The 23784-nt window shown below is 73.6% G+C and carries 20 protein-coding genes; 9 read left to right on the forward strand and 11 right to left on the reverse strand.

Features of this window, described 5'->3' with window-relative positions; all coding sequences use genetic code 11:
- The first annotated feature begins 19 nt into the window (after positions 1-19).
- Positions 20-832 (forward strand): M23 family metallopeptidase, encoded by an 813-nt coding sequence (locus tag CNQ36_RS15060; RefSeq protein ID WP_004930176.1) that lies wholly within the window; start codon positions 20-22, stop codon positions 830-832.
- Here the strand turns inward: CNQ36_RS15060 and CNQ36_RS15065 are convergent.
- From CNQ36_RS15065 to CNQ36_RS15090, 6 genes are all read right to left on the reverse strand, one after another.
- On the reverse strand, positions 766-2250 hold the full coding sequence (locus CNQ36_RS15065; RefSeq protein ID WP_121548467.1) for a serine/threonine-protein kinase: 1485 nt from the start codon (positions 2248-2250) through the stop codon (positions 766-768). The genes CNQ36_RS15060 and CNQ36_RS15065 overlap by 67 nt on opposite strands.
- Positions 2251-2255: 5 nt before the next feature.
- Positions 2256-3035 carry an FHA domain-containing protein gene (locus tag CNQ36_RS15070; RefSeq protein ID WP_206278455.1) on the reverse strand — a complete coding sequence of 260 codons (780 nt, stop codon included), beginning with the start codon at positions 3033-3035 and terminating at the stop codon, positions 2256-2258.
- Between the two features lie 149 nt (positions 3036-3184).
- Positions 3185-4168, reverse strand: coding sequence for an alpha/beta hydrolase (locus CNQ36_RS15075; protein ID WP_121546392.1), 984 nt, complete (start codon positions 4166-4168; stop codon positions 3185-3187).
- A 181-nt stretch (positions 4169-4349) separates the two neighbouring features.
- Positions 4350-4916 carry a hypothetical protein gene (locus tag CNQ36_RS15080; RefSeq protein ID WP_163013271.1) on the reverse strand — a complete coding sequence of 189 codons (567 nt, stop codon included), beginning with the start codon at positions 4914-4916 and terminating at the stop codon, positions 4350-4352.
- Positions 4917-5024: 108 nt separating this feature from the next.
- Entirely contained in the window at positions 5025-7613 is a 2589-nt protein-coding gene (locus CNQ36_RS15085; protein WP_121546394.1) for a bifunctional FO biosynthesis protein CofGH, read from the reverse strand.
- A gap of 89 nt (positions 7614-7702) precedes the next feature.
- The gene (locus CNQ36_RS15090) at positions 7703-8551 is read right to left on the reverse strand and encodes an LLM class F420-dependent oxidoreductase (protein ID WP_004930169.1); all 849 of its coding nucleotides are present in this window, start codon (positions 8549-8551) and stop codon (positions 7703-7705) included.
- 217 nt (positions 8552-8768) lie between these two features.
- Between CNQ36_RS15090 and CNQ36_RS15095 the strand changes: the two genes are divergently transcribed.
- From CNQ36_RS15095 to afsS, 4 genes are all read left to right on the forward strand, one after another.
- Positions 8769-10313 (forward strand): CehA/McbA family metallohydrolase, encoded by a 1545-nt coding sequence (locus CNQ36_RS15095; RefSeq protein WP_121546395.1) that lies wholly within the window; start codon positions 8769-8771, stop codon positions 10311-10313.
- A gap of 12 nt (positions 10314-10325) precedes the next feature.
- The gene (locus CNQ36_RS15100) at positions 10326-10730 is read left to right on the forward strand and encodes a nitroreductase/quinone reductase family protein (RefSeq protein WP_004930162.1); all 405 of its coding nucleotides are present in this window, start codon (positions 10326-10328) and stop codon (positions 10728-10730) included.
- A 126-nt stretch (positions 10731-10856) separates the two neighbouring features.
- The gene (afsR, locus tag CNQ36_RS15105) at positions 10857-13814 is read left to right on the forward strand and encodes an SARP-family global regulator AfsR (protein WP_121546396.1); all 2958 of its coding nucleotides are present in this window, start codon (positions 10857-10859) and stop codon (positions 13812-13814) included.
- A 216-nt stretch (positions 13815-14030) separates the two neighbouring features.
- The gene (gene afsS / locus CNQ36_RS15110; RefSeq protein WP_121546397.1) at positions 14031-14222 is read left to right on the forward strand and encodes a regulatory protein AfsS; all 192 of its coding nucleotides are present in this window, start codon (positions 14031-14033) and stop codon (positions 14220-14222) included.
- Positions 14223-14318: 96 nt separating this feature from the next.
- On the opposite strand, the gene CNQ36_RS15115 is transcribed toward afsS, so the two are convergent.
- The 3 genes from CNQ36_RS15115 to kbpA all read right to left on the reverse strand — a co-directional run bounded on the left by CNQ36_RS15115 (position 14319) and on the right by kbpA (position 18312).
- Positions 14319-14849: a hypothetical protein gene (locus CNQ36_RS15115; protein ID WP_121546398.1), complete on the reverse strand. Its 531-nt coding sequence runs from the start codon at positions 14847-14849 to the stop codon at positions 14319-14321.
- A 173-nt stretch (positions 14850-15022) separates the two neighbouring features.
- Complete coding sequence (afsK, locus tag CNQ36_RS15120) at positions 15023-17395, reverse strand: protein serine/threonine kinase AfsK (RefSeq protein ID WP_121546399.1); 2373 nt, start codon at positions 17393-17395, stop codon at positions 15023-15025.
- 179 nt (positions 17396-17574) lie between these two features.
- Positions 17575-18312, reverse strand: a complete 738-nt coding sequence (kbpA, locus tag CNQ36_RS15125; RefSeq protein WP_121546400.1) for an AfsK-binding protein KbpA — start codon at positions 18310-18312, stop codon at positions 17575-17577.
- 134 nt (positions 18313-18446) lie between these two features.
- On the opposite strand from kbpA, the gene CNQ36_RS15130 reads away from it, so the two are divergent.
- The 3 genes from CNQ36_RS15130 to CNQ36_RS15140 all read left to right on the forward strand — a co-directional run bounded on the left by CNQ36_RS15130 (position 18447) and on the right by CNQ36_RS15140 (position 20431).
- Entirely contained in the window at positions 18447-19082 is a 636-nt protein-coding gene (locus CNQ36_RS15130) for a TetR family transcriptional regulator (RefSeq protein ID WP_004930147.1), read from the forward strand.
- 228 nt (positions 19083-19310) lie between these two features.
- Positions 19311-19736 (forward strand): pyridoxamine 5'-phosphate oxidase family protein, encoded by a 426-nt coding sequence (locus CNQ36_RS15135; RefSeq protein WP_121546401.1) that lies wholly within the window; start codon positions 19311-19313, stop codon positions 19734-19736.
- Positions 19737-19765: 29 nt separating this feature from the next.
- Positions 19766-20431 (forward strand): pyridoxine/pyridoxamine 5'-phosphate oxidase, encoded by a 666-nt coding sequence (locus CNQ36_RS15140; protein ID WP_121546402.1) that lies wholly within the window; start codon positions 19766-19768, stop codon positions 20429-20431.
- On the opposite strand, the gene CNQ36_RS15145 is transcribed toward CNQ36_RS15140, so the two are convergent.
- The gene (locus tag CNQ36_RS15145; protein ID WP_121546403.1) at positions 20409-21029 is read right to left on the reverse strand and encodes a GNAT family N-acetyltransferase; all 621 of its coding nucleotides are present in this window, start codon (positions 21027-21029) and stop codon (positions 20409-20411) included. The two genes, CNQ36_RS15140 and CNQ36_RS15145, sit on opposite strands and share 23 nt — an antisense overlap.
- Before the next feature lie 102 nt (positions 21030-21131).
- On the opposite strand from CNQ36_RS15145, the gene CNQ36_RS15150 reads away from it, so the two are divergent.
- Positions 21132-22355, forward strand: a complete 1224-nt coding sequence (locus CNQ36_RS15150) for a flavin-containing monooxygenase (RefSeq protein ID WP_121546404.1) — start codon at positions 21132-21134, stop codon at positions 22353-22355.
- A gap of 42 nt (positions 22356-22397) precedes the next feature.
- Here CNQ36_RS15150 and CNQ36_RS15155 read toward each other — a convergent pair whose 3' ends face one another.
- The gene (locus tag CNQ36_RS15155) at positions 22398-23717 is read right to left on the reverse strand and encodes an MFS transporter (protein ID WP_121546405.1); all 1320 of its coding nucleotides are present in this window, start codon (positions 23715-23717) and stop codon (positions 22398-22400) included.
- Positions 23718-23784 lie beyond the last annotated feature (67 nt).

Here is a 23784-nt window from a genome sequence, read left to right on the forward strand (position 1 = left end):
CGTCAGTTCGGAGACAGCATTGAGATCGGCACGCATCGCCCTGCTGGGCCTCATCGCCCTCGTGGGCGGCCTGTTCACCGCGACGCCCGCGCAGGCGGCGCCCCTCTTCAAGGCCCCCTTCGCCTGCGGCCAGAAATGGACGTACAGCCACCACTCCGCGGAGGTCCGGGAGGCGCTGGACTTCGTCCGCAGTGACGGCGGCACCACCAGCGGCTCGCCCGTGCTCGCCTCGGCCTCCGGCACCGCCACCCGTTACTACCAGGCGAACGGCGCCGGCAACTACATCGTCATCGACCACGGCGGCGGCTGGAAGACGTACTACTTCCACCTGAACGCCTTCTCCGTCCCCAGCGGCGCCTCCGTCGGCCAGGGCCAGCAGATCGGCACCACCGGCAGCACCGGCAACAGCTCCGGCGCCCACATCCACTACGAGCAGCTCTACAACGGCGTCGGCCAGAAGATCAAGATCAACGGAACCCAGCTCGCCTACCCCGGCTCGTACGGCGGTTACCACCTGACCAGCGACAACGGCTGCGGCGCCGGCAAGTACTGGGTCGACACCTTCGCCAACGCCACCGGCTACGCGCAGCCGAACACCAACGACGCGCAGGGCGTGCTCAACGCGGGCACCAACTACGTGTACTGCAAGGTGTGGGGCCAGGAGATCCGCGGCGCGAACGGCACCTACAACCACTGGTGGCTGAAGACCGACCTCGACACCGTCTACGCCGGCAAGAACGGGCGCGGAGCCTATGTCTCGGCGTACTACCTGTCCCGCTGGGGCAACGACGAGGCACGGGACAACAACGGCGCGGTCATCCCCAACTGCTGACGCGCCGCCACCGTGTGCGCCCGGCCCGGCCGTCCCTCGTGGGCGACCGGGCCCCGGTGCGCGGGGCGGGTGCAGGACGGGAGTTCCGGACGGTCCTCCGTGCGGACGGCCGGCAGCCACGCGGTGGCCGCCGGGGCGGCGCGCGGGACGCGGACCCGGTACCAGGCGGTGGACCGCCGGCCCGCCTCGTCGACGACGGGCAGGCCCTCGGCCAGCCGGCACGCGGCGTCGAGGACGTCGCCGTGCCACACCCGGCTCGGCACGACGTTCCGCGCGGTGTACGGGACCAGCGGGTCGACCGCGAGGCCGAGACTGCACTGCGGGTCGCGGTCCGCCCGGTCGCGGCACTCCGCCTCGGCGTTGAACACCCGGATCTGGGCGGTCCGCGCGCCGGACCGGCCGTTCTCCGGGTCGGGCCAGAGCACGGCCCCGCCCGCGACGACGGCGCACGCGGCGAGGGTGGGCAGGACGGTACGCAGGCGCGGACGCGCGGACGCGGCACGGCCGGCGTCCCGGCCGCGGATCCGCTCGAGGAGCCGCTCGGCCGTGTGCGGGGCGCGGGCGGCGTGCCCGGGGGCGAGGCAGTCGGTGACGACGGCGCGCCAGAACTCCGGGACGGCCGGGTCCAGCCGCAGCGGCGCACCCCCGTCGGCGTACTCCTGCACGGCGGCCCGGAGCGCCGCCGGAGTCGCGCCGCCGAACGGCACGGCGCCGGCGGCGAACACCTCGTGGATCACGATCCCCAGCGCCCAGATGTCGGCGGTGGGCCGGACCAGCACGCCCTGTTCGCCGAGCGGTTCGCTCCAGCGCTCGGGCGGCAGGTAGCCGAGGGTGCCCATCGGGGCCGCGTAGCCGTGGGTGCCGGTCAGCTCGACGGCGAACCCGAAGTCCGAGAGCCACACCTCGCCGTCCTGGCCGATGAGGACGTTCTCGGGCTTGAGGTCGCCGTGCACCCACCCGGAGCGGTGCAGCTGGGCGAGTCCCTCGCAGATCCCGGTGACGATCCGGGCGCCCTCGGCCTCCTCGAGACCGTCGCCGAGCAGTTCGCGCAGGCTGCACCGGGCGCGCTCCATGACGAGGACGAGCGCGCCGTCCAGGGACGGCCGGTCGGGGGCCTGCAGCACGAGGGTGTCGAGCAGCCCGACGAGTCCCGGATGCCGGGCCCGGCCGAGCTCGGCCTCCCGGCGGGCCGCCTCGGCCACCCTGCGGGCCTGACGGGGCGCGAGTCCGGCGGTCGGCATGACCTTGAGCGCGACCGCCGTCCCGTCGTCCCGCTCCGCGCCGGCGGGACGTCCGGCGTAGACGGTGGCCCAGCCGCCGGCCCCGATCGGCTCGCCGACGATCCAGCCGCCCACCCGGTACCCCGGGGGCAGTGGTTCGGACCCGTCGCTGTCCCAGGCGGCCCGGTCGCGCGCCATCCGCGTCACACCCCGCCGTCCGCCGCGGCGGTCCCGGAGCGCGGCGGCAGGAGCGCGAGGTGCTCCTCGCGCACGATCCCGAACTTCAGGGCGAGCGCGACGACGGCCTCGCGCTTGCCGTTCCTGCGCTGCGCCCTGTCGGCCCCGGGCGCGGCGGGGGCGCCGATCCGCAGCTTCTCGTCCGCGAGGTAGTCGATGTGCGAACTGACCGCGCGGGCGGTCAAACCGGTGCGGCCCGAGTGCCCGCGGAGCCGCTCGACGACCTCGGGGGTGGTCGGCACCGCGACCGGCGAACGGTCCCGCAGCCACGGCTCGCAGAGCGCCACGAGCACCAGGAAGTAGGTGGCGGTCTCGTCCAGCGAGTACGCCGTGAGGGTGCGGCTGTCCCAGGAGCCGCCGCTCGTGTGCGGGTCGAGGTAGACGTGGTCGGGCGCGAACACCAGGAAGGACACCGGGGTGTCGCGGCGCGACGGCAGCACCACCCGGGAGAACTCGAACGGGATGGGCGCCCCGACGCGGCGCGGTGGCACCCGCAGGTACTCGCCCGCGCCCTCCGGGTTCTCCACCAGATAGCCGTGCGTGGTGCTGAGGTTGCTCAGCTGCCAGTGGTCGTCGGTCGCGTGGATCTCCCCGGCGAGCCGGGAGACCGCCTCGTCGGAGAAACGCAGCCCGACCGGTGTGGCCGTCGAGCCGCGGCCGAACAGCACGCGCTCCCCCGGTCCGAGCCGCAGGGTCACCGGTCCGCCGTCGCTCTCCGCCGGTGAATGGACCACGATCCCGCTCACCGCTCCCCCGTTCCGTCCCGCCACCCCTGCCGGACACCCCGAACGTTACTTCCTGCGCGCGAGGATACGACGAGTGGCGCGGGTCACGTCCGCGGCGGGCGCGGGCACGGAACGCCCGCCGCGGAACGGCGGTACCGGAGGTCTTCCCCTCAGGCCCGGCGCAGGTGGCCGATCATCCCGTCGATGTCCCGCCGCATCATCTCGTCGCGGACGAAGTGACCGCCGGGCAGCTCGTGGGCCTCGTGGGCGATCCCGGCCCCGGTCAGCAGGGAGCGGAACTCCCGCTGTCCGGCGAGCACCTGGGTCTCGTTGACGCTGTCGAACCAGTTGATCGGGTCGGGGCTGACGCCGGCGACGAGGAAGATCCGCTTGTGGCGGTAGCTCTCGATCCGCTCCACCGGGTTGTCGGCGCTCACCCGGGCCTCGTCCCACAGCGGGGCGCCGTAGACGGTGCCGCCGCCCAGCTCGGCGGCGGCGGAGGAGACGTTGGCCCAGTGGGTGACGAGTCCCGCGTCGCGGCGCAGGCTGGCCGGGCCGGAGTGGGAGCTGACGGACGCGAAGTGGCCGTAGTACTTGGCGGTGTACTTGAGCGCGCCGAAGCCGCCCATGGAGAAGCCGGACACGGCCCGGCCCGCGTACTCGGCGTAGGCGCGGAAGTTCGCCTCGACCCAGGGCAGCAGCTGGTTGATGTGGAAGTGCTCCCAGTTGCGGGGGCCGACGAGGGAGCTGACGGGGTTGGAGTACCAGCCCGCGCGGCCGCCGTCGGGCATGACGACGATGATCGGCTTGCCCGCGGTCCAGCTCCGGACGCCCAGGCGGTCGAACTCGATGAAGTCCGAGGCGCCGCCGTGCAGCAGGTAGAGGACGGGGTAGGTGCGGCCGCTGTGGTGGTAGTCGTCCGGCAGCAGCACGTTCACCCCCGGGTTCCAGCCGATGGCGTCGGTCCGGAAGCGGTAGTACCGCATCCGGGGGTCTCTCTCGTCGCGTTCCACGATGCTCAGGCCGAAGCCGTCGCCGACCGCCGCGGCCGGTGAGGCCGCCGCGAGCACGCCTGTGGCGCCCAGCGCCATCGCGGCGCCGAGACCGCCGGCGGACCTGAGGACGCTTCTGCGGGTGGGGGGATGCGCGGCCAACGGAACCTCCAGTGCGGAAGCATGCCGAAGCACGGCCCGCCCGGGTGTGGGCGGGCGGTTCGGAACCTACGCGGAGCGCTCCGCCGCGGGAATCCGGAACCTTACGGAGGGACAGGGCTCCGTCACGAAGCGCGACCGCCCGTCCGCCGGTGTGCGGCTGCTCGGCTGCTCGACTGCTCGGCTACTCGACGACCCGGACGGCCGTGCCCGCCGTGCCGAAGGTCCACAGGGCCTTGCCGTCGGGTTTGGCGATGCGGATGCCGCCCGTCTGCACGCCCGGGTCCGCCGGCGGGGGCGAGGAGCCGTCGACCGCGTTGGAGAAGGCGACGAAGACACCGGACTTCTGGGCGAAGTACATGATGTGCTCGACCGGCACCCCGTCGCTGCCGGTGGTGGCCTCGGTGCGCTTGCCGATCGCGTAGGTGCCGGGGTCGGGGGAGACCGTGCCCGGCCAGACCGCGAAGGAGCGGCGGGCGGCGTCGCTGGCGTCCACCAGCCAGACCCGCTTCTGTCCGAGGGAGTAGACGATCCGGCGGCCGGTGCCCGAGTCGGCCGGGACCGTCACCGGTTTCTTCTCCTCCGGTTCGGCGGACGGCTTGGCGTCCGCCGTCGCCGGCGCGCTCGGCCGGGTCGTGGCGGCAGTGGGCTTCGTCCCCTGGTCGGCCTGGACGGCCAGGACCACCACCGCGGCGATCGCCCCCGTGGTCAGCCCGGTCACCCAGGCCCACGAAGGAAGACGGGCAGGCACCGGTACGCATCTCCTCAGCTACGGGCACCCGGCCGGAGGCGGCCATGGGTCCCGACGAACGCGGGTCGGATCATCCTACTGCCCGTACCCGCGCTCTCCCGGCCCGTCTCAGTCCAGTACCGGCAGCAGCTCCGGCAGATGACCGTCCGAGGCCTCGGCCGCGCGGACGCGTTCCTCCGGGACCTCCCCGTACAGGGTGGTACGGGGCCTCGCCGGGCGGCCGGCCGCCTCCGCGACCGCGATCAGGTCCTTGACCGACTTGTAGGAGCCGTACGAGGAGCCCGCCATCCGCGAGATCGTCTCCTCCATCAGGGTGCCGCCGAGGTCGTTGGCGCCGGAGCGGAGCATCTCCGCGGCGCCCTCCGCGCCCAGCTTCACCCAGCTCGTCTGGATGTGGGGGATGTGCGGGTGCAGCAGCAGGCGGGCCATCGCCGTGACCGCGCGGTTGTCGCGGACCGTCGGGCCGGGGCGGGCGATGCCGGCCAGATAGACCGGGGCGTTGGTGTGCACGAAGGGAAGGGTGACGAACTCGGTGAATCCGCCGGTCCGCCGCTGGATGTCCGCCAGCGTCCGCAGATGGCCGAGCCAGTGACGGGGCTGGTCGACATGGCCGTACATCATCGTGGACGAGGAGCGGATGCCCAGCTCGTGGGCCGTGGTGACCACCTCGGTCCAGGTCGCCGCCGGCAGCTTGCCCTTGGTGAGGATCCAGCGGACCTCGTCGTCCAGGATCTCCGCCGCCGTGCCCGGGATGGTGTCGAGGCCGGCCTCCTTCGCCGCCGTCAGCCACTCCCGGATCGACAGGCCGGTGCGGGTCGCGCCGTTCACCACCTCCATCGGGGAGAAGGCGTGCACATGCATGCCGGGGACGCGTTCCTTCACCGCCCGCGCGATGTCGAAGTACGCGGTGCCCGGCAGGTCGGGGTGGATCCCGCCCTGCATGCACACCTCCACCGCGCCGACGTCCCACGCCTGCTGGGCGCGGTCGGCGACCTGGTCGAGCGAGAGGGTGTACGCGTCGGCGTCGGTACGGCGCTGGGCGAAGGCGCAGAAGCGGCAGCCGGTGTAACAGACGTTGGTGAAGTTGATGTTGCGGGTGACGATGTACGTCACGTCGTCGCCCACCACCGACTTCCGCACGTCGTCCGCCACCCGGCACAGCGCGTCCAGCGCCGGGCCGTCCGCGTGGAACAGGGCGAGGGCCTCCGCGTCGGTCAGCTTCTCCGGGTCGTCGGCCGCCGTGCGCAGGGCGTCCCGCACATCGGTGTCGATGCGCTCGGGCGCCATCCCGGGGACGGCGGCCTCCCGCAGGGCCTCCCAGTCGCCGTACACCTCGTCGAAGTCCTCGCGGCGGTCGCCCGTACGGCCCTCGGTGTCGATGGTGCGGTGCAGATCGGTGCGGCCGGTCGCGGTGAACGCCTCGTCCGGCTCCTGCCAGGGCAGCCCCTCCGGGAGCGCGTCCGGGCGGGCGAGTCCCGTCTCCGGGTCGGCGAGCGCGGCCACGTGCGGACGCAGCCGGGGGTCCAGCCACGGCTCCCCGCGCCGGACGAACTCCGGGTAGACGCAGAGTCGTTCGCGCAGCTCGAAGCCGGCGGCCCGGGACTTCTCGGCCAGTTCGTCGATCCTCGGCCAGGGCCGCTCGGGGTTGACGTGGTCGATGGTGAGCGGGGAGACCCCGCCCCAGTCGTCGATGCCGGCCGCGATCAGCCGTCCGTACTCGGAGTCGACCAGGTTCGGCGGGGCCTGGAGACAGGCGGAGGGGCCGAGGACGAGCCGGGCGACGGCGACCGTGGCGACCAGCTCGTCCAGTTCCGCGTCCGGCATGCCGCGCATCGCGGTGTCCGGCTTGGCGCGGAAGTTCTGGATGATCAGCTCCTGGATGCCGTGGTGGGCGCGGGAGACCTTGCGCAGCGCGAACAGGGACTCCGCGCGCTCCTCGTACGTCTCGCCGATGCCGATGAGGACCCCGGAGGTGAAGGGCACCGAGGAGCGGCCGGCGTCCTCCAGCACCCGCAGCCGTACGGCCGGTTCCTTGTCCGGGGAGCCGTGGTGGGGGCCGCCGGGCTCGGACCACAGACGGGTCGCGGTGGTCTCCAGCATCATGCCCATGGAGGGCGCGACGGGCTTGAGTCGCTGGAAGTCCGTCCAGGTCATGACGCCCGGGTTGAGGTGCGGGAGGAGGCCGGTCTCCTCCAGGATGCGGATCGAGATGGCCCGGACGTACGCGATCGTGTCGTCGTAGCCGTGCGCGTCGAGCCACTCGCGCGCCTCCGGCCAGCGGTCCTCGGGCTTGTCGCCGAGGGTGATGAGGGCTTCCTTGCAGCCGGCGGCGGCGCCCTTGCGGGCGATGTCCAGCACCTCGTCCGGCGACATGAACATCCCGTGCCCGGCGCGGCGCAGCTTGCCCGGCACGGTGACGAAGGTGCAGTAGTGGCACTTGTCCCGGCACAGCCGGGTCAGCGGGACGAAGACGCTCTTCGAGTACGTGATGACGCCGGGCCGCCCCGCCGCCTCGAGTCCCGCGTCCCGGACCCGGGCGGCCGACGCGGAGAGGTCCTCCAGGTGCTCACCGCGCGCCTGGAGCAGGACCGCCGCCTCGGAGACGTCCAGGGAGACGCCGTCCCGGGCGCGTCTGAGGGCGCGGCGCAGGGAGTTCCCGGTCGGGCCGCCGGTTCCGGAGGTCGCGGAAGTCGTCATTCTTTGAGCATACGTTCGCGGTGATCAGGGCTCTGGGCGGTCCGCGCCGTCCCGGCCGGCCCGGCCGCGCCCTCCATGTCGTCCGCCCCTCAGCCGACGAAGGACTGGCAGGCGTCCAGGGCCCGCAGCACCCCCGCCTCCCCCTCCGGGGGCAGCTGCACCACGACCTCCTCGATGCCCAGCTCCGCGAAGTGGGCCAGCTTGCCCGCGCTGGGCACGACCGCGTACGGCACGACCTGGAGCGCGCCCGGATCGCGGCCCGCGTCGGCCCAGGCGGCGCGCAGCACGGGCACCGCCTCCGTCAGACCGCGCCCGCCGATCGGCAGCCAGCCGTCGGCGTACTCGCAGATGCCGGCGAACAGCTTCGGGCCCGCCGCCCCGCCGACCAGCGTGCGCGGGCCGACCACCGGGCCGCGCGGCTTCTGCACCGGCTTGGGGTGCGCGAAGCTGGCCCGCACGCTCCCGAACTCCCCTTCGTAGCCGGTCGGTTCCTCGGACCACAGGGCCCGCATCAGCCCCAGCCGGTCCCGCACAAGATCGCGCCGGGTCCGCCACTGCACCCCGTGGTCGGCGGCCTCCTCCACGTTCCAGCCGAAGCCGAGGCCCAGGGTGAACCGGCCCCCGGAGAGGTGGTCCAGGGTCGCCACCTGCTTGGCCAGGTCGATCGGGTCGTGCTGCGCGGCAAGGGTGATGCCGGTGCCGAGCCCCAGCCGCTCGGTGACGGCGGCGGCCTGGCCGAGCGCGACGAAGGGGTCCAGCGTGCGGCCGTACTCCCGCGGCAGCTCCCCGCCCGCCGGGTACGGGCTGGTCCGCTCGACGGGGATGTGCGTGTGCTCCGGCAGATACAGCCCGGCGAACCCGCGCTGCTCCAGCTCACGGGCGAGCCGGACCGGACGGATCGTCTCGTCGGTGAGGAAGATCGTGACGGCGATGCGCATGAGCGGCCTTTCGTACGCGGACGACGGACCCATCAATACCCGCGCCGACCCCTCCTGTCCATACCGACCGGTCGGCACAGTCCGGCCGCACCCGCGCGCAAGCCGCCGATTCCCTTCCCTTCCCGGGGAGTTCACTGCTCAATACAAGGGTCGCACCGCACCACCCCTGCACCACCCAAGCCCTGTCATCACCACACGACACCCTGGGAGCAGCAGCATGTGCGAGGAACACCCGAGCGGGACCGGGCACGGCGTCGGACGGCGCGCCGTCTTCCTGACGGGCGCCGCCACCGCGCTTACGCTGGGAAGCGTGGACTTCGCTTCCGCGGCGGACGGCGACCGCGCCCGGGACGGCCGGGAGACGAGGACGGTGCGCGGCACCCTCCCGCCCGGCGCCCCCGACTTCGTCCACCTGCCCGTCGAGGTGCCGGACGGCGTCCGCGAGATCAAGGTCTCCTACGCCTACGACCGGCCGGCCGTGCCCGCCGGTACCGCGGGCAACGCCCTCGACATCGGCATCTTCGACGAACGCGGCACCGAGCTGGGCGGCCGGGGCTTCCGGGGCTGGTCGGGCGGGGCCCGCACGGAGTTCTTCCTCCGCGCCGACGACGCCACCCCCGGCTACCTCCCCGGCCCGGTCCGCGCGGGCACCTGGCACATCGCGCTGGGCCCCTACACCGTGGCCCCGCAGGGACTGCCGTACGAGATCACCGTCACGCTCACCTACGGGACGCCCGGCGCGGCGGTCCGGCCGGTGTACCCGCCGGAGCGGGCCAAGGGGCGCGGCCGGGCCTGGTACCGGGGCGACTGCCATCTGCACTCCTGGCACTCCGACGGCCGCCGCACCCCCGCCGAGATCGCCGCGCTCGCCCGCGCGGCCGGGCTGGACTTCATCAACAGCAGCGAGCACAACACCCACTCCGCGCACGCCCACTGGGCCGGGACGGCCGGCGACGACCTGCTGGTGCTGCTGGGCGAGGAGATCACCACCCGCAACGGCCACGTCGTGGCGATCGGCACCGACCCCGGCACCTTCGTCGACTGGCGCTACCGCGCCCGCGACAACCGCTTCGGCCGGTTCGCCCGGCAGATCCGCCGCGCCGGGGGCCTGGTCGTCCCCGCCCATCCGCACGCCACCTGCATCGGCTGCAACTGGAAGTTCGGCTTCGGCGAGGCGGACGCCGTGGAGGTGTGGAACGGCCCCTGGACGCCCGACGACGAGGTGGCGCTGGCCGACTGGGACGGGATGCTGGTCGCGTCGGTGCGCGAGGGGCGGGACGGGCGGGACTGGATCCCGGCCATGGGCAGCAGCGACGCCCACCGCGACCCGGACGCCGTCGGCCTCCCGCAGACCGTCGTCCTCGCCGACGACCTGACCCGGGAGGCCGTCCTGGACGGCATCCGCGCGGGCCGCTCCTACGTCGCCGAGTCCGCCGGGGTGTCCCTCGCCTTCACCGCGTCCGGCGGGCGCGGTGAACACGCCGGTATCGGCGAGCGGTTGCGGGTGGACGACGACACCCCGGTCACCGTCCGGCTGGAGGTCGAAGGCGCCCCGCGCTGCACCGTCCGGTTCGTGACCGACCAAGGGGTGCTGCACACCGGCGCCCCGCTGCCGGTGTCCGGGTCGGGCGTGCTGGAGTGGCGGACCACGCCGTCGTACGCCGCCTACGTACGCGCCGAGTTGCGGCACGAGACGGCCGCCGGGTTGCTGCCCGGCGCCCTGGCCGGATTCACCAACCCGATCTTCCTCGGCCGCCGGTAGGCTCACCGCACCATGACTTCTGGGACCCCGCACGCCGAGCGCAAGTACCGGACCGCCACCGCCTTCCAGCGCAGGATCGCCAACCCGGTGCTGCGCAGGCTGCCGTTCCAGACGGCGCTGGAGACCACCGGCCGGGTCTCCGGCCTGCCGCGCCGGACACCGGTGGGCGGACGTCGGGTCGGGTCCTCGTTCTGGCTGGTGTCGGAGTTCGGCGAACGGTCCCAGTACATCCGCAACATCAAGGCGGACCCCCGGGTGCGGGTGCGCGTCCGGGGCCGCTGGCACACCGGCACCGCGCACCTGCTCCCCGACGACGACCCCGTGGCCCGGCTGCGCACCCTGCCGCGCTTCAACAGCGCCGCCGTACGGGCCTTCGGGGCGGGGCTGCTGACGGTGCGGGTGGATCTGGACGACTGAGCACCGAATTGTGTGGGCGCGGTGGTGGCCCGCAGCGCCCCGTGTGATCGCCGTCTCGCACGGCTGCCGCATCCGCCATGAACAAGGCAAACTGGCGTAGTTGCTCAGGATGCATAGGGGGACTGCATGGACGGTGTGCCGCGAGGACCGGAGCAGCGGCGTCCCGGCTCCTCGACGGAGCCCGAGTCGCTGCGCTTCAGCGTGCTCGGTCCGGTGCGCGCCTGGCGCCACGACGAACCGGTCGCCACCGGCAGCCCGCAGCAACGGGCGCTGCTCGCGGCCCTGTTGCTGCGCGAGGGCCGTACGGCCACGGCGGCCGAACTCATCGACGCCCTGTGGGGCGAGGAACCCCCGTCCCAGGCACTGGCGGCGGTGCGCACCTACGCCTCCCGGCTGCGGAAGGTGCTGGACCCCGGGGTGCTGGTCAGCGAGTCCGGCGGCTACGCGGTGCGCGGGCTCGGCGAGGGGGCGCTGGACCTCGCGGCGGCGCAGGAGCTGGCGGCGGAGGCGGAGAAGGCCCGCAACACCGGGGACCTGTGCCACGCCCGCGAGGTGCTCAACCGGGCCCTGGCCCGGTGGGACGGCGAGACCCTGGCCGGGGTCCCCGGCCCCTACGCGGAGGCCCAGCGGGTCCGCCTCGAGGAATGGCGGCTCCAACTCCTCGAATCCCGCCTGGACATGGACCTGGACCAGGGCTGCCACGCGGAGACGGTCTCGGAACTGACCGCGCTGACGGCCGCCCACCCCCTGCGCGAACGCCTGCGCGAGCTGCTGATGCTGGCGCTGTACCGCAGCGGACGGCAGGCCGAGGCGCTCGCCGTGTACGCCGACACCCGCCGCCTCCTCTCCGACGAGCTCGGCGTGGACCCGCGCCCCGGCCTCCAGGAACTCCAGCAGCGCATCCTGCGGGCCGACCCGAACCTGGCCGAGCCCTCGGCCCCCATGGCGGAGCCCGTGACGGTCCCCGTCCGCCCGGCCCAGCTCCCCGCCACGGTCCCGGACTTCACCGGGCGGGCGTCCTTCGTACGGGAGCTGAGCGACGTACTCGCCTCGGCGACCGGCGCGCAGGCCCAGGTGATGGCGGTGTCGGCGCTGGCCGGCATCGGCGGCGTCGGCAAGACCACCCTCGCGGTCCACGTGGCGCACGCGGCGCGCTCCGCCTTCCCCGACGGCCAGCTGTACGTCGACCTCCAGGGCGCGGGAGCGCGGTCCGCGGAACCGGAGACCGTCCTCGGCTCCTTCCTCCGCGCCCTCGGCACGGCGGACTCGGCGATCCCGGACTCGCTCGAGGAGCGCGCGGCGCTGTACCGCTCGGTGCTGGACGGCCGCAGGGTCCTGGTCCTGCTGGACAACGCGCGGGACGCCGCTCAGGTGCGGCCCCTGCTGCCGGGGACGGCGGGCTGCGCGGCGCTGGTGACGTCACGGGTCCGGATGACGGGCCTGGCCGGCGCGCACCTGGTCGACCTGGACGTGATGTCGCCGGAGGAGGCGCTGGCGCTCTTCACCAGGATCGTGGGCGAGGAGCGGGTCGGGGCGGAGCGGAAGGCCGCCCTGGACGTGGTGGCGGCGTGCGGGTTCCTCCCGCTGGCCATCCGCATCGCCGCGTCCCGCCTGGCGGCCCGCCGCACCTGGACGGTCTCCGTCCTGGCGGCCAAGCTCGCCGACGAACGCCGCCGGCTGGACGAGCTCCAGGCGGGCGACCTCGCGGTCAAGGCCACCTTCGAACTGGGCTACGGCCAGCTGGAACCCGCCCAGGCGCGGGCGTTCCGCCTGCTGGGCCTGGCGGACGGCCCGGACATCTCCCTCGCGGCGGCGGCGGCGGTCCTGGACCTCCCGGTGGAGGACACCGAGGACCTCCTGGAATCCCTGGTCGACACCTCGCTCCTGGAGTCCGCCGCACCGGGCCGCTACCGCTTCCACGACCTGGTCCGCCTCTACGCGCGCGCATGCGCGGAACGCGACGAACAGCCCCCCGGCGAAAGGGAGGCGGCGCTGTCGCGGGTGCTGGACTTCTATCTGGCGACGGCGGCGGGCATCTACGCGATGGAGCGTCCAGGTGATCGCCTGGTGGATCACCTCGAACCCACTCAGCACAAGGGGTTGCGATTCGCCGAGGGCACTGCCGCGCTGGACTGGCTCTACACCGAAGGGGCGTCCCTGTTGGCGAGCGTTCGGCAGTCGGTGGCGACGGACCGGCTGCGTCGTGGTGTGGACCTGCTCTGGGCAGCCAAGGACCTCGCGGAGTCGGGCGCCAACTCCCGCCAGTACGAGACCACGGCCAGCGCTGTGTGTGAGGCCGCCCAGCTCGCCGGGGATCACCGCACGGAGGGCCGCGCACGGACCACGCTCACGAACGTCCTGCTCGTGTCCGGCCGGATCCATCAGGCAGCGGAAGAGGCTCGCCTCGCCATGGACCGAGCGGCCGCCGCTCAGGATGTCGCCGCCGGGAGTTGGGCTGCCAACGACAGAGGGCTCATCTCACTGCATCAACACCGGTACTCGGACGGAAAGGCCCTCTTCGAGCAGGCGATCCAGGGTTTCAGCGCGGCGGGAAACCGAGCGGGGGAGGCAACGACCTTGTTCAACCTGTCCCGCGCCCACCTCGCCATGGGAGACGTCGCGAAAGCGGTGGACATCGCCCGGCACGGGCTGGCGCTGCTCTCCGAATTGGGCAGAACCATGCGACTCGCCAACGGGCACTACGCGCTCGGCATGGCGCTGACCAAGGCCGAACGGCACATGGAGGCGCTCAGTCATTTCGGCGAGGCCCTGACCATCTTCGCTGATCACCGCCAGCGGCTGTGGGAGGGGACGACTCACTTCAGAGTCGCCGAAGCCCACATTGCCGCTCGGCGCGCCGCCCAGGCGGCCCAGCACGCCGAGCAGGCCCTCGCCATCGGGTGCATCGGAGGCGACCGGATGCGGGGTCACGTGCTGACACTGCTCGGGCGGGCGCTCTCCGCTCTGGGTCAGTCGGACAGGGCGAAGGCCTGCTGGCACGAAGCGCTCCGGCTCTACGAGGAGAACAGCCCCACGGAGGCCGACGAGGTCCGCGCCTTGCTCGCGCCCGTTGACGCGGCCTGAGCAACGACATCTCAGGGGAAGGACCGGGCGTTCAGCGTTCGTTTATCTCTCTGCAGCATGCTTCGAAAGCCAGACCGTCGCGTCGGGGGGCAGGCGGTCTGACGGGGAGCCGACCGGAGTTAGGGTTCGGCTTCGAACGCCCGTCCGGTGGTCCTCGGGGGAGCTTCCGGGCGGGCGTTCCGCACCAGACCTGTTGCCGCGAAGGAGTACATGTCGATGAGCGAGAAGAAGGCCACGCCCGCCCAGCCGCTGGACAACCAGATGCCCGTCCCGCCGGCCAAGGACGAGGCCATCGTCACGATGGACAACCAGATGCCCGCCCCGCCGGCCAAGACCGAACCCATCACCACGATGGACAACCAGATGCCCGCCCCGCCCGCTCTGGACCTGGACCGGGACGGCAAGTAGACCGCTTTCCCGCACGGGGATCGGCCGCGGCGGCGCGGAGGGGGAGCCGCCGCGGCCGAGGTGCGTCCGGGGAACCGCGACTCCGGCTCCCAGCGGTCAGCGGGCCGGCGGGGCGTACGGGTCCGGGGCGCAGTCGGCGATGCGGGGGAGGTTCGTGCTGTCCTCGACGTCCACCTGTGCCGTCACCGTGGCGTTCGCGGGTACGTCGACCTCCTCGGAACGGGAGACGACCTCGGCGCCGGTCGAGTCCCGGAAGGTCAACGTGACCGTGAAGACGCCGGCGGACGCGTTCGGGTTGGTGACCTCCACGGTCGCGTACGGGGTCTTCGCCGACGCGCAGCCGACCAGCTCCACCGTGGCGTCCTGGGGGGACATCGACGCGCTGCCGCCGCTCCCGCCGCTGCCCGAGGTGCCGTAGTCGTAGTCGTCGTCATCGTCGTCGTAGTCGCGGTGCGTGCCGCCGCCCGAGCTCGACGAGTCGTGGTTCTGGCTGGAGCTGCTGCAGCCGCCCCCTCCCCCGTCGCCGTGGCCGCCGCCGTGGCCGCGGCCGGTCGAGAAGCCGGTGAGCGCCAGGACGACCAGGGCCGAGACCGCGGTGAGCCTGAGTGTGTTCCCCCGAGAGTTCATGGCCGCCAGGCTAGCGATCTCCATGTCACGGACATGTCACCGCATGGCGACCGTCCCGTACCCGGCGTAGCGTCGGCCGTGGGAGCCGCGAACGCGCCGCCCCCGCAGCGGCGGCCGCCGTCCGACGAACCCTTCCGTGCAGCCCGGCACGACGGCCGTCCCGCGACCCCCGCCTACGCCGTACGGGCCGTCCCCGTCCCCTTCTCCGCGTCCAGCGCGTACACGCAGCGGTCCTTGCTGCACGCGTACACCACGCCGTCCCGGACCACCGGGGAGCCGGTGATCTCACCGCCGGTCGCCAGCTTCCACCTCAGCCGGCCGTCGTCGGCCTTGAGGGTGTACAGCAGGTGGTCGCTGGAGCCGAAGTGGATGCGGCCCTCGGCGACCGCGGGCGCGCCCACGATCTCGCCGCCCGACTGGAAGCGCCACTTGGGCGTGCCCGTGACCGCGTCCAGCGTGTAGAGCCCCTTGCCGCTGCCCACGTGGACATGGCCGGCGGCGACCAGGACGGGCTCCGTGGAGGCGCGGGACTCGGTGGCGATGCGCCAGCGGTCGCGGCCGTCGGTGGCGTCGAGGGCGTAGACCGTGCCGAGGTAGTCGGCGAGGTAGACGCCGCCGCCGGTGACCGCGGGGCCGGTGACGAAGGCGGGCGGGGCGAGGAAGACCGCCGGGGCCTCGAAGTGCCAGCGGACGTGCCCGGAGGCGGTCTCCAGGGCGAGGACGCGGGTGCCGGCGCAGACGTAGACGTAGCCGTCGGAGGCGTGGGTGACCCGGACCGGCACCCCGCCGCAGGAGGCGGCGTCGCCGATGGGGTACGACCAGCGCTCGTCTCCGGTGCGGGCGTCCAGCGCGCGCAGCCGGGCGTCCTGCCAGACGTAGACGGTGCCCTCGTGCAGGGCGGGGCCGGCCTCCGGGGACTCGAAGTCGGTCTGGCAGCCGCCGACCTCCCACAGCTTCTGCCCGGTGGACGCCTCCCACCCCTGGACGCCGCCGCCGCGCGTGCCGGTGACGACGGTGCCGCGGTCGGCCTTGAGGGAGTACACCCAGGCGTCCGTGGACAGCCGCCACAGGTCGCCGCCCTCGCGGGCGTCGAGGGCGAAGAGGGTGGGTCCGTCGGAGGCGTGGATACGGCCGTCGGCGACCGCCATCGACCAGGCGACGTCACGGGTCTTGAAGCGGCGCCGGCCGGTGGCGACGTCGAGGGCGTGCACCTCGAAGGAGGTGACGTAGACGAGGTCGCCGTCGACGGCGGGGGTGCCCCAGACGTCGTTGGACATGCGGAAGCGCCACGGGCGCCAGCCGCCGGGCTGCTCCGGCGGCGCCACGGGCGCCGGCACGGCCGGGTCGGCGCCGTTGACGCCGGGGCGGGGCTTGGACCAGACGGCGGCGAGGGCGGCCTCGGGCGGGGGCGCCTTGACGGCGGCCGCGCGCGTGTCGGCGACGCGCGGGCCGGGTCCGATGGGCATCGCCGCGCCCGCCAGCCGTACCGGGCCGTCGGGGGCGCCGGTGGGGGCGCCCACCGGAGCGCCCACCGGCGCGGGCATGGACGGCAGCGGCGGGACGACCGGGTCGTGCGGGGGCGGCGGCGGTACGTGGGGGCGGGCCCCGCCGGCGCTGCGGCCGGATCCGTGCACGGGTCTGGGCGCCGGACGGCCGCCCCGGCGGGTCTCGATCAGGCTCACCGCCCGCTCGGGCAGCCACGCCGACGCCGTACCGCTGTCGTCGGAGCCGGAGCCGAACAGGTGCGGGGCGAGCTGGGCCTGGAGGTCGGCCGGGTTGGGCCGGGCGGTGGCCTCCATCTGCATGCACGCCTCGATGAGCGGGCGCAGTTCGTCCGGGAGGCCGTCGAGGTCGGGGCCCTCGCGCAGCAGCATGAAGACGGTCTCGACCGGGTTGGCGCCGTGGAAGGGAGGGTGTCCCGTGGCGGCGAAGACGAGCATCGAGCCGAGCGAGAAGACGTCGCTCGCGCCGGTGACGCTGCGGGAGTCCTTGGCCTGCTCCGGGGACATGTAGGCGGGCGTCCCGACGGCGACGTTGGTCATCGTCAGCCGGGTGTTCGACACTCCGGAGGCGATGCCGAAGTCGATCACCCGGGGGCCGTCCTCGACGACGAGGACGTTGGAGGGCTTCAGGTCGCGGTGGACGAGCCCCGCGCCGTGGATCGACTGGAGCGCCTCCGCGACGCCCGCCGCGAGCCAGCGCACCGCCTGGGCCGGGAGCGGCCCGCACTCGTTCACTATCTCCTCGAGCGAGGGCGCGGGAACGTACGCGGTGGCCAGCCACGGCACGGCGGCGCGCGGGTCGGCGTCCACCACGGCCGCCGTGTAGAAACCGGAGACCGCGCGGGCCGCCTCGACCTCGCGGGTGAAGCGGACCCGGAACAGCTGGTCCTCGGCCAGCTCCGTCCGGACCGTCTTGATAGCCACCCGCCGGCCGGACGCCGAACGCGCCAGATAGACCAGCCCCATGCCGCCGGCTCCCAGCCGTCCCAGCACCTCGAACGGCCCGATACGCCGCGGATCGTGCTGTGTCAGCTGATCCACCACTTGCCTGCCACCTCCCCGTACGAGTCGCGCCACCACCTGTGCGCGACCGTAGTGCAGCGTCTCACCACCGCACCGCCGCGGCGGCACGCCCCCCGATTGTTCCTGTCCGGGCCCCCGGTTGCGAACCGGCCGACAAATAGGATGTCCAGGTTTTCATACGACACAGGGGGAGAAACGGCTCAGCGGCGCAGCAGTGCGAAGGACGCACCCTGATTGTCGGTGACGACGGCCGCGGTGCCGTAGGAGGTCTCGAAGGGCGGAACCTGAACCCGGCCGCCGAGCCGGACCACCTCCGCCACGGCGGCCCCGGGGTCCTCGACGGCGAAGTGGACGAGGAAGTGGGGCGGCATCTCGGCGGCGAAGACGTCGGTGACGGGGGCGCGGCCGAAGTCGGGCTCGGCGTCCGGGCCGAACAGGGCGTCGTGGAAGAGGCCGCCGTAGAAGGTGTTGGCCGCCGCGGTGTCCCGGGTGTACAGCTCGACCCAGGCGAAGGCGCCCGGCTGGTGACGGCGGCCGAAGCCGGGGGCGGACGCGCCCTGCCAGAGGGAGAACACGGCGCCGTCGGGGTCGGTGACCAGCGCGGTGACGCCGAGGTCGCCGAAGTGCCGGGGCGGGGCGACGACCCGCCCGCCGGCCGCCAGGATCCGCCGGCACAGGGCTCCGGCGTCCGGGGTGGCGAAGGACACCGTCCACACGGAGGGCAGCCGGCCGTCCGTCTTGCGGACCAGGGAGGCGACGGGTTCCCCGTCCTTCAGGGCCCGCACGGAGCCCTGCGGCTGGTCCTCGAAGGTCCACCCGAAGAGCTCGCCGTAGAAGCGCTTCCCCGCCGCCACATCAGGAAGCTGCGCGTCCACCCAGCAGGGGGTGCCCTCCGGGTACTCCGGCGCCCTGTACTCCGATGCCCTGTTTTCGGCCATGCCGCCAACGTAACCGCGTCGCGCGCAGGCCGCAGACCAGGCACACCGGCCTCCGCGGACCCGCGCACCCCATTTGCAGTCGGCCGAATAGCGCCCCGATCGCCCGTCGGTAAGCTGACGGCATGACAGGACAAGTGCGTACCGTCGACGGCCGCGTGGCCGGCCGGCGTGGGCAGGCGACCCGGCAGAAGCTGCTCGACTGCCTCAGCGAGATGCTCAGCTCCTCCCCCTACCGGGACGTCAAAGTCATCGATGTCGCGCGGAAGGCGGGCACCTCGCCCGCGACCTTCTACCAGTACTTCCCGGACGTCGAGGGCGCCGTCCTGGAGATCGCCGAGCACATGGCCGCGGACAGCGCCGCGTTGGGCGAGCTGCTGGAGGGCCGTTCCTGGGCGGGGAAGGCCGGCTGGCAGACGGCCCAGGAACTCGTCGACGGGTTCCTGGAGTTCTGGCGGAAGCACGACGCGATCCTGCGGGTCGTGGACCTCGGCGCGGCCGAGGGCGACAAGCGCTTCTACAAGCTCCGCATGAAGATCCTCAACTCGGTGAACGGCTCGCTGGCCGACTCGGTCGCCGAGCTGCAGGCCAAGGGGCGGATCGACAAGGACGTGAATCCCGCCGCGATCGCCGGCTCCCTGGTCGCCATGCTGGCCGCCGTCGCGTCCCACCAGAAAGGTTTCTCCTCCTGGGGCGTCAAGCAGGCGGAGCTCAAACCGAACCTGGCGCTGCTGGTGCATCTGGGGGTCACCGGCAAGAAGCCGGCGAAGTAGCCGCCCGGCCCCCGTCCACGCGCCGGCGCACCCTGTCACGCACGTCCAAGTCCTGTCATACGGGCGGCGGTTCACTCCGGTGGGCCGCCGCCCGTCGCGTTCCGGGCGGCGCTGCCGGATGGTGAGGAGGGAACAGACCACCGCACGCACCGCGTTGTGCTCCAGGAGGCGAGCCGACCGCAGGCCCGAGTGAACGCCCCGGCACACACGTCGCAGGAGGAACCCGGAATGGCCCTGACCCGCGAAGAGCGCGAACAGTTCCTGGCCGAGCCGCACATCGCGGCGCTCTCGGTAAACGCGGGCGGTGGCCGCGCCCCGCTCACCGTGCCCATCTGGTACCAGTACGCGCCCGGCGGCGACGTATGGATCATGACCGGCCTGGACTCGCGCAAGAACCGGCTGATCGGTGCGGCGGGGCGGTTCTCGCTGATGGTCGACCGCGTCACGCCCACCATCCGCTACGTCTCCGTCGAGGGCCCCGTCCTCGGGACGGAGCCCGCCACCGTCGAACGGCTGCGGGAGATGGCCGCGCGCTATCTGCCGGCCGGCAAGGTGGACGGGTACGTCGACTTCGCCTGGAAGAGCCACGGCGAGCAGGTGATCGTCCGGATGCGGCCGGAGCGGTGGGTGTCGTCGGATCTCGGATCGGTGTGAGCGCGGCCGTTCCGGACGACAATCGGGGGATGGAACCCGATCTTCACGAGTTGCTGAGGTCGCTGCGGGTGTGGGACCCGGAGACCACCGACCTGCCGGCGTTCGACCCGGCCGCCGCTCCCGCCGCACCGCTGCCCCTGTTCACGCGGTGGTTCGCCGAGGCGGCGGCGGCCGGGCAGGCCGAGCCGCACACCATGTCCCTGGCCACGGCGGACGCGGACGGGCTGCCGGACGTACGGATCGTGACGCTGCACGGCGCGGACGACGGCGGCTGGTCCTTTGCCACCCACGCGCACAGCCGCAAGGGGGGCCACCTCGCCGCCCGCCCGTATGCCGCGCTGGCCTTCTACTGGCCGGTGCTGGGCCGCCAGGTGCGGGTGCGCGGCCCCGTCCGGACGGCGTCGGCCGAGGAGGCGCAGGCCGATCTGCACGCCCGGTCCACCGGGGCGCTGGCCGCCGCGCTGACCGGCACGCAGAGCGGGCCGCTCGGCTCGCCCGAGGAGCTGGCACGGGCCTCGGAGGCCGCCTGGGAGCGGGCGCGGCGGGAGCCGGACGCCCCGGCGCCGTCGTGGACCCTGTACCGGCTGCGGGCGGACGAGGTGGAGTTCTTCCAGGGCGAGGCCCGGCGGCGGCACGTACGGCTGCGCTACCGGCGCTCCGGGGCGGGCTGGGTCAGGGAGTCCCTGTGGCCGTGACGGCCGGGGGAGGGGGCTCCGGGTCGGTGGCCAGGCGGGCGTGCACATGGGCGTCGCGGAAGGCGTCGCGGCGGCCGGCCGCGAGGATCGCCCCGCGCCTGGTCCCCTCGGGACGGAAGCCGCACCGCCCGGCGATCCGGCAGGAGACGTCGTGTCCGACGGCGTGGTCCAGCTCCAGCCGGTGCAGTCCGAGCCCGGTGAACGCCCACCGGGCGGTGAGCAGCAGCGCCCGGGTGGCGATGCCCCGGCCACGGGCCTCGGGGAGCACCCAGTAGCCGACCGTGCCACGCCGCAGCACCGGGTGGATCTCGTTGACGCCGATGTGTCCCAGCGCCGTGCCGCCGACCGCGTCGGCGATCCGGAAGGACGCCGCCGTGCCGTCCGCGTCCCGCCGCGCGACCCGGCGGAGCGACTCCCGGGCGGCGTCCGGACCGGTGACCGGCCGGTACGGGGTGTTCCAGCGCTGGAACTCCGGGTCCGTGAGGCCGCGCAGCCACACCTCGACGTCGGCCCCGGAGTCCGCGTCCCAGGGGCGCAACAGCAGTCCGTACCCGTGGAGTTCGGACAGGGGCCGGGGTCGTTCGGATGAGGAGGGCATGGGGTCATTCAACCGCGCGATCCCCACAGTCGTGATCGATCCGCAACCAATTCCGGTCTTGACCGAGACCCATCAACCGTGAGCGTGATTACGCTCGCGCTCATGGTCGACACCCCCGACACCCCCGACACCCCCACGCCCGCGTCCGCGCGGCCCGCCGAGGCGGACCGGACGGACCGCCCCGTCTACGTGATCGGCGGCGGCCCGGGCGGACTCTCCGTCGCGTACGCCCTGCGCGCCCGGGGGATACGGGCCGTCGTCCTGGAACGGTCCGACCGGGTGGGCAGTTCCTGGCGGCGCCACTACGACCGGCTGCGCCTGCACACCACCCGCCGTCTGTCCGCGCTGCCCGGTCTGCCGATGCCGCGCCGGTTCGGACGGTGGGTGGCCCGTGACGACGTGGTCCGGTACCTGGAGAAGTACGCCGAGCACCACCGCCTGGAGATCGTCACCGGCGTCGAGGTGTCGCGGGTCGAGCGCACCCCCGACGGCACCGGCTGGCTGCTGCACGCCACCGGCGGCCGTGAGCTGACCGGCGCCGCGGTCGTCGTCGCCACGGGCTACAACCACACGCCGCGCCTTCCGGACTGGCCCGGCCGCGACACCTACGACGGCGAGTTCCTGCACGCGTCGGAGTACCGCAACGCCGAGCCCTTCGCCGGCCGCGACGTGCTCGTCGTGGGCGTCGGCAACACGGGGGCCGAGATCGCCGTGGACCTGGTGGAGGGGGGCGCCTCGCGGGTGCGGCTGGCGGTCCGCACTCCCCCGCACATCGTGCGCCGCTCGACCGCGGGCTGGCCCGCCCAGTACTCGGGGGTCCTGGTGCGCCGGCTGCCGGTCGGCCTCGTCGACCGGCTGTGCCGGGTGCAGGCGAAGGTCGCGATGCCGGACCTGTCGGCCCACGGCCTCCCGCTCCCCGACGCCGGGCTCTACACCCGGGTGCGGCAGGGGGCGGTACCGGTGCAGGACGTCGGTCTGATCGACGCCGTGCGCAAGGGAGCGGTGGAGGTCGTGGCCGCGGTGGAGGGCTTCGAGGAGGGCGAGGTCGTCCTGGCCGGCGGGGACCGGATCCGCCCGGACGCGATCGTGGCGGCCACCGGGTACGACCGCGGCCTGGAGAGCCTGGTGGGCGCGCTCGGCGTCCTCGACAACCGCGGCAGGCCCGTCGTCCACGGCGGCCGCGCGCCGAAGCAGGCCCCCGGCCTCTACTTCACGGGGTTCACCAACCCCATCAGCGGCAACCTCCGCGAACTGGCCCTGGACGCCGAACGCATAGCCCGCGCGGTGGCCCGCACCACCCCGTCCCCCTCCCGCCTCCCGGCCTAGCCACGCACGCGCGGTGCTCCGCCGGGAGGGAAGGCGGGTCGTTCAGACGGCCGCCGGCGCCAGGGGAGCCGGAGGACGGCGGCGGATGATCAGGGCCATCAGCGCCGCCGCCGCGCACAGGGCACCCGAGGCGTACCAGACCACGTCGTACGACCCGAACGTGTCCCGGGCGAGACCGCCGAGGAAGGCGACGAGGGCCGCCCCCACCTGGTGGGAGGCGAGGACCCAGCCGAAGACGATCGGACTGTCGTCGCCGTAGTGCTCACGGCACAGCGCGAGCGTCGGCGGCACGGTGGCGACCCAGTCGAGCCCGTAGAAGACGATGAAGAACAGCATCGGCGGGTGCACGCTCGGCGCCAGCAGGATCGGCAGGAACAGCAGCGAGATCCCGCGCAGCGCGTAGTACACCGCGAGCAGCCGCCGCGCGTCGAAGCGGTCCGTGAACCACCCGGACGCCACCGTCCCGACGACGTCGAAGACGCCGATGACGGCCAGCAGCGACGCGGCGGTGGTGACCGGCATCCCGTGGTCGTGGGAGGCGGGCACGAAGTGGGTCTGGACCAGCCCGTTCGTCGAGGCCCCGCAGATCGCGAAGGTGCCGGCGAGCAGCCAGAACGGCCCCGTGCGCACCGCCGAGGCCAGCACGGTCAGCGTACGCCGGGCGGCGCCCGGAACGGGCGCGGGCTTGGGCACGAACTCCTTCGCGCCGTAAGGCTTCTGGCCCAGGTCGGCCGGATGGTCGTGCAGCAGCAGCCAGACGAACGGCACCACCGCGAGCGCGGCGAGCGCCACGGTGACCGCCGCCGGGCGCCAGTCGTGCCGGGAGACGATCCAGGAGAGCACGGGCAGGAAGATCAGCTGCCCCGAGGCGGAGGCGGCGGTGAGGATGCCGCTGACCAGTCCGCGCCGCTCGGTGAACCAGCGGTTGGTGACGGTCGCGGCGAAGGCCAGTGCCATGGAGCCCGACCCGAGTCCCACCAGCAGGCCCCAGCACAGCAGCAGTTGCCAGGCCGCGGTCATCCACACCGTCAGACCGGAGCCGACCGCGATCACGGTGAGGGCGACCGCGACCACCCGCCGGATGCCGTAGCGGTCCATCAGCGCCGCCGCGAAGGGCGCGGTGAGGCCGTAGAGCGCGAGGTTCACGGAGACCGCCGCGCCGATGGTCCCGCGCGACCAGCCGAACTCGTCGTGCAGCGGGTCGATGAACAGACCCGGCACGGAACGGAAGGCGGCGGCGCCGATGATCGTCACGAACGTGACGGCGGCGACGAACCACGCGCGGTGGACGCGGGTGCGGGCCGGCTTCCCGCCGCTCACCGGCGGCTCCACGGGGGCGGCTGTCTCGCTTGTCTGGGTCACGTCATAGAGCTTCGGTGATCGGCTCCTCCGCGGCGAGTGGCCCGAGGGACAGTGTTCGCTAGGATCG

It is taken from the genome of Streptomyces fungicidicus, assembly GCF_003665435.1.
Taxonomy (GTDB): domain Bacteria; phylum Actinomycetota; class Actinomycetes; order Streptomycetales; family Streptomycetaceae; genus Streptomyces; species Streptomyces fungicidicus.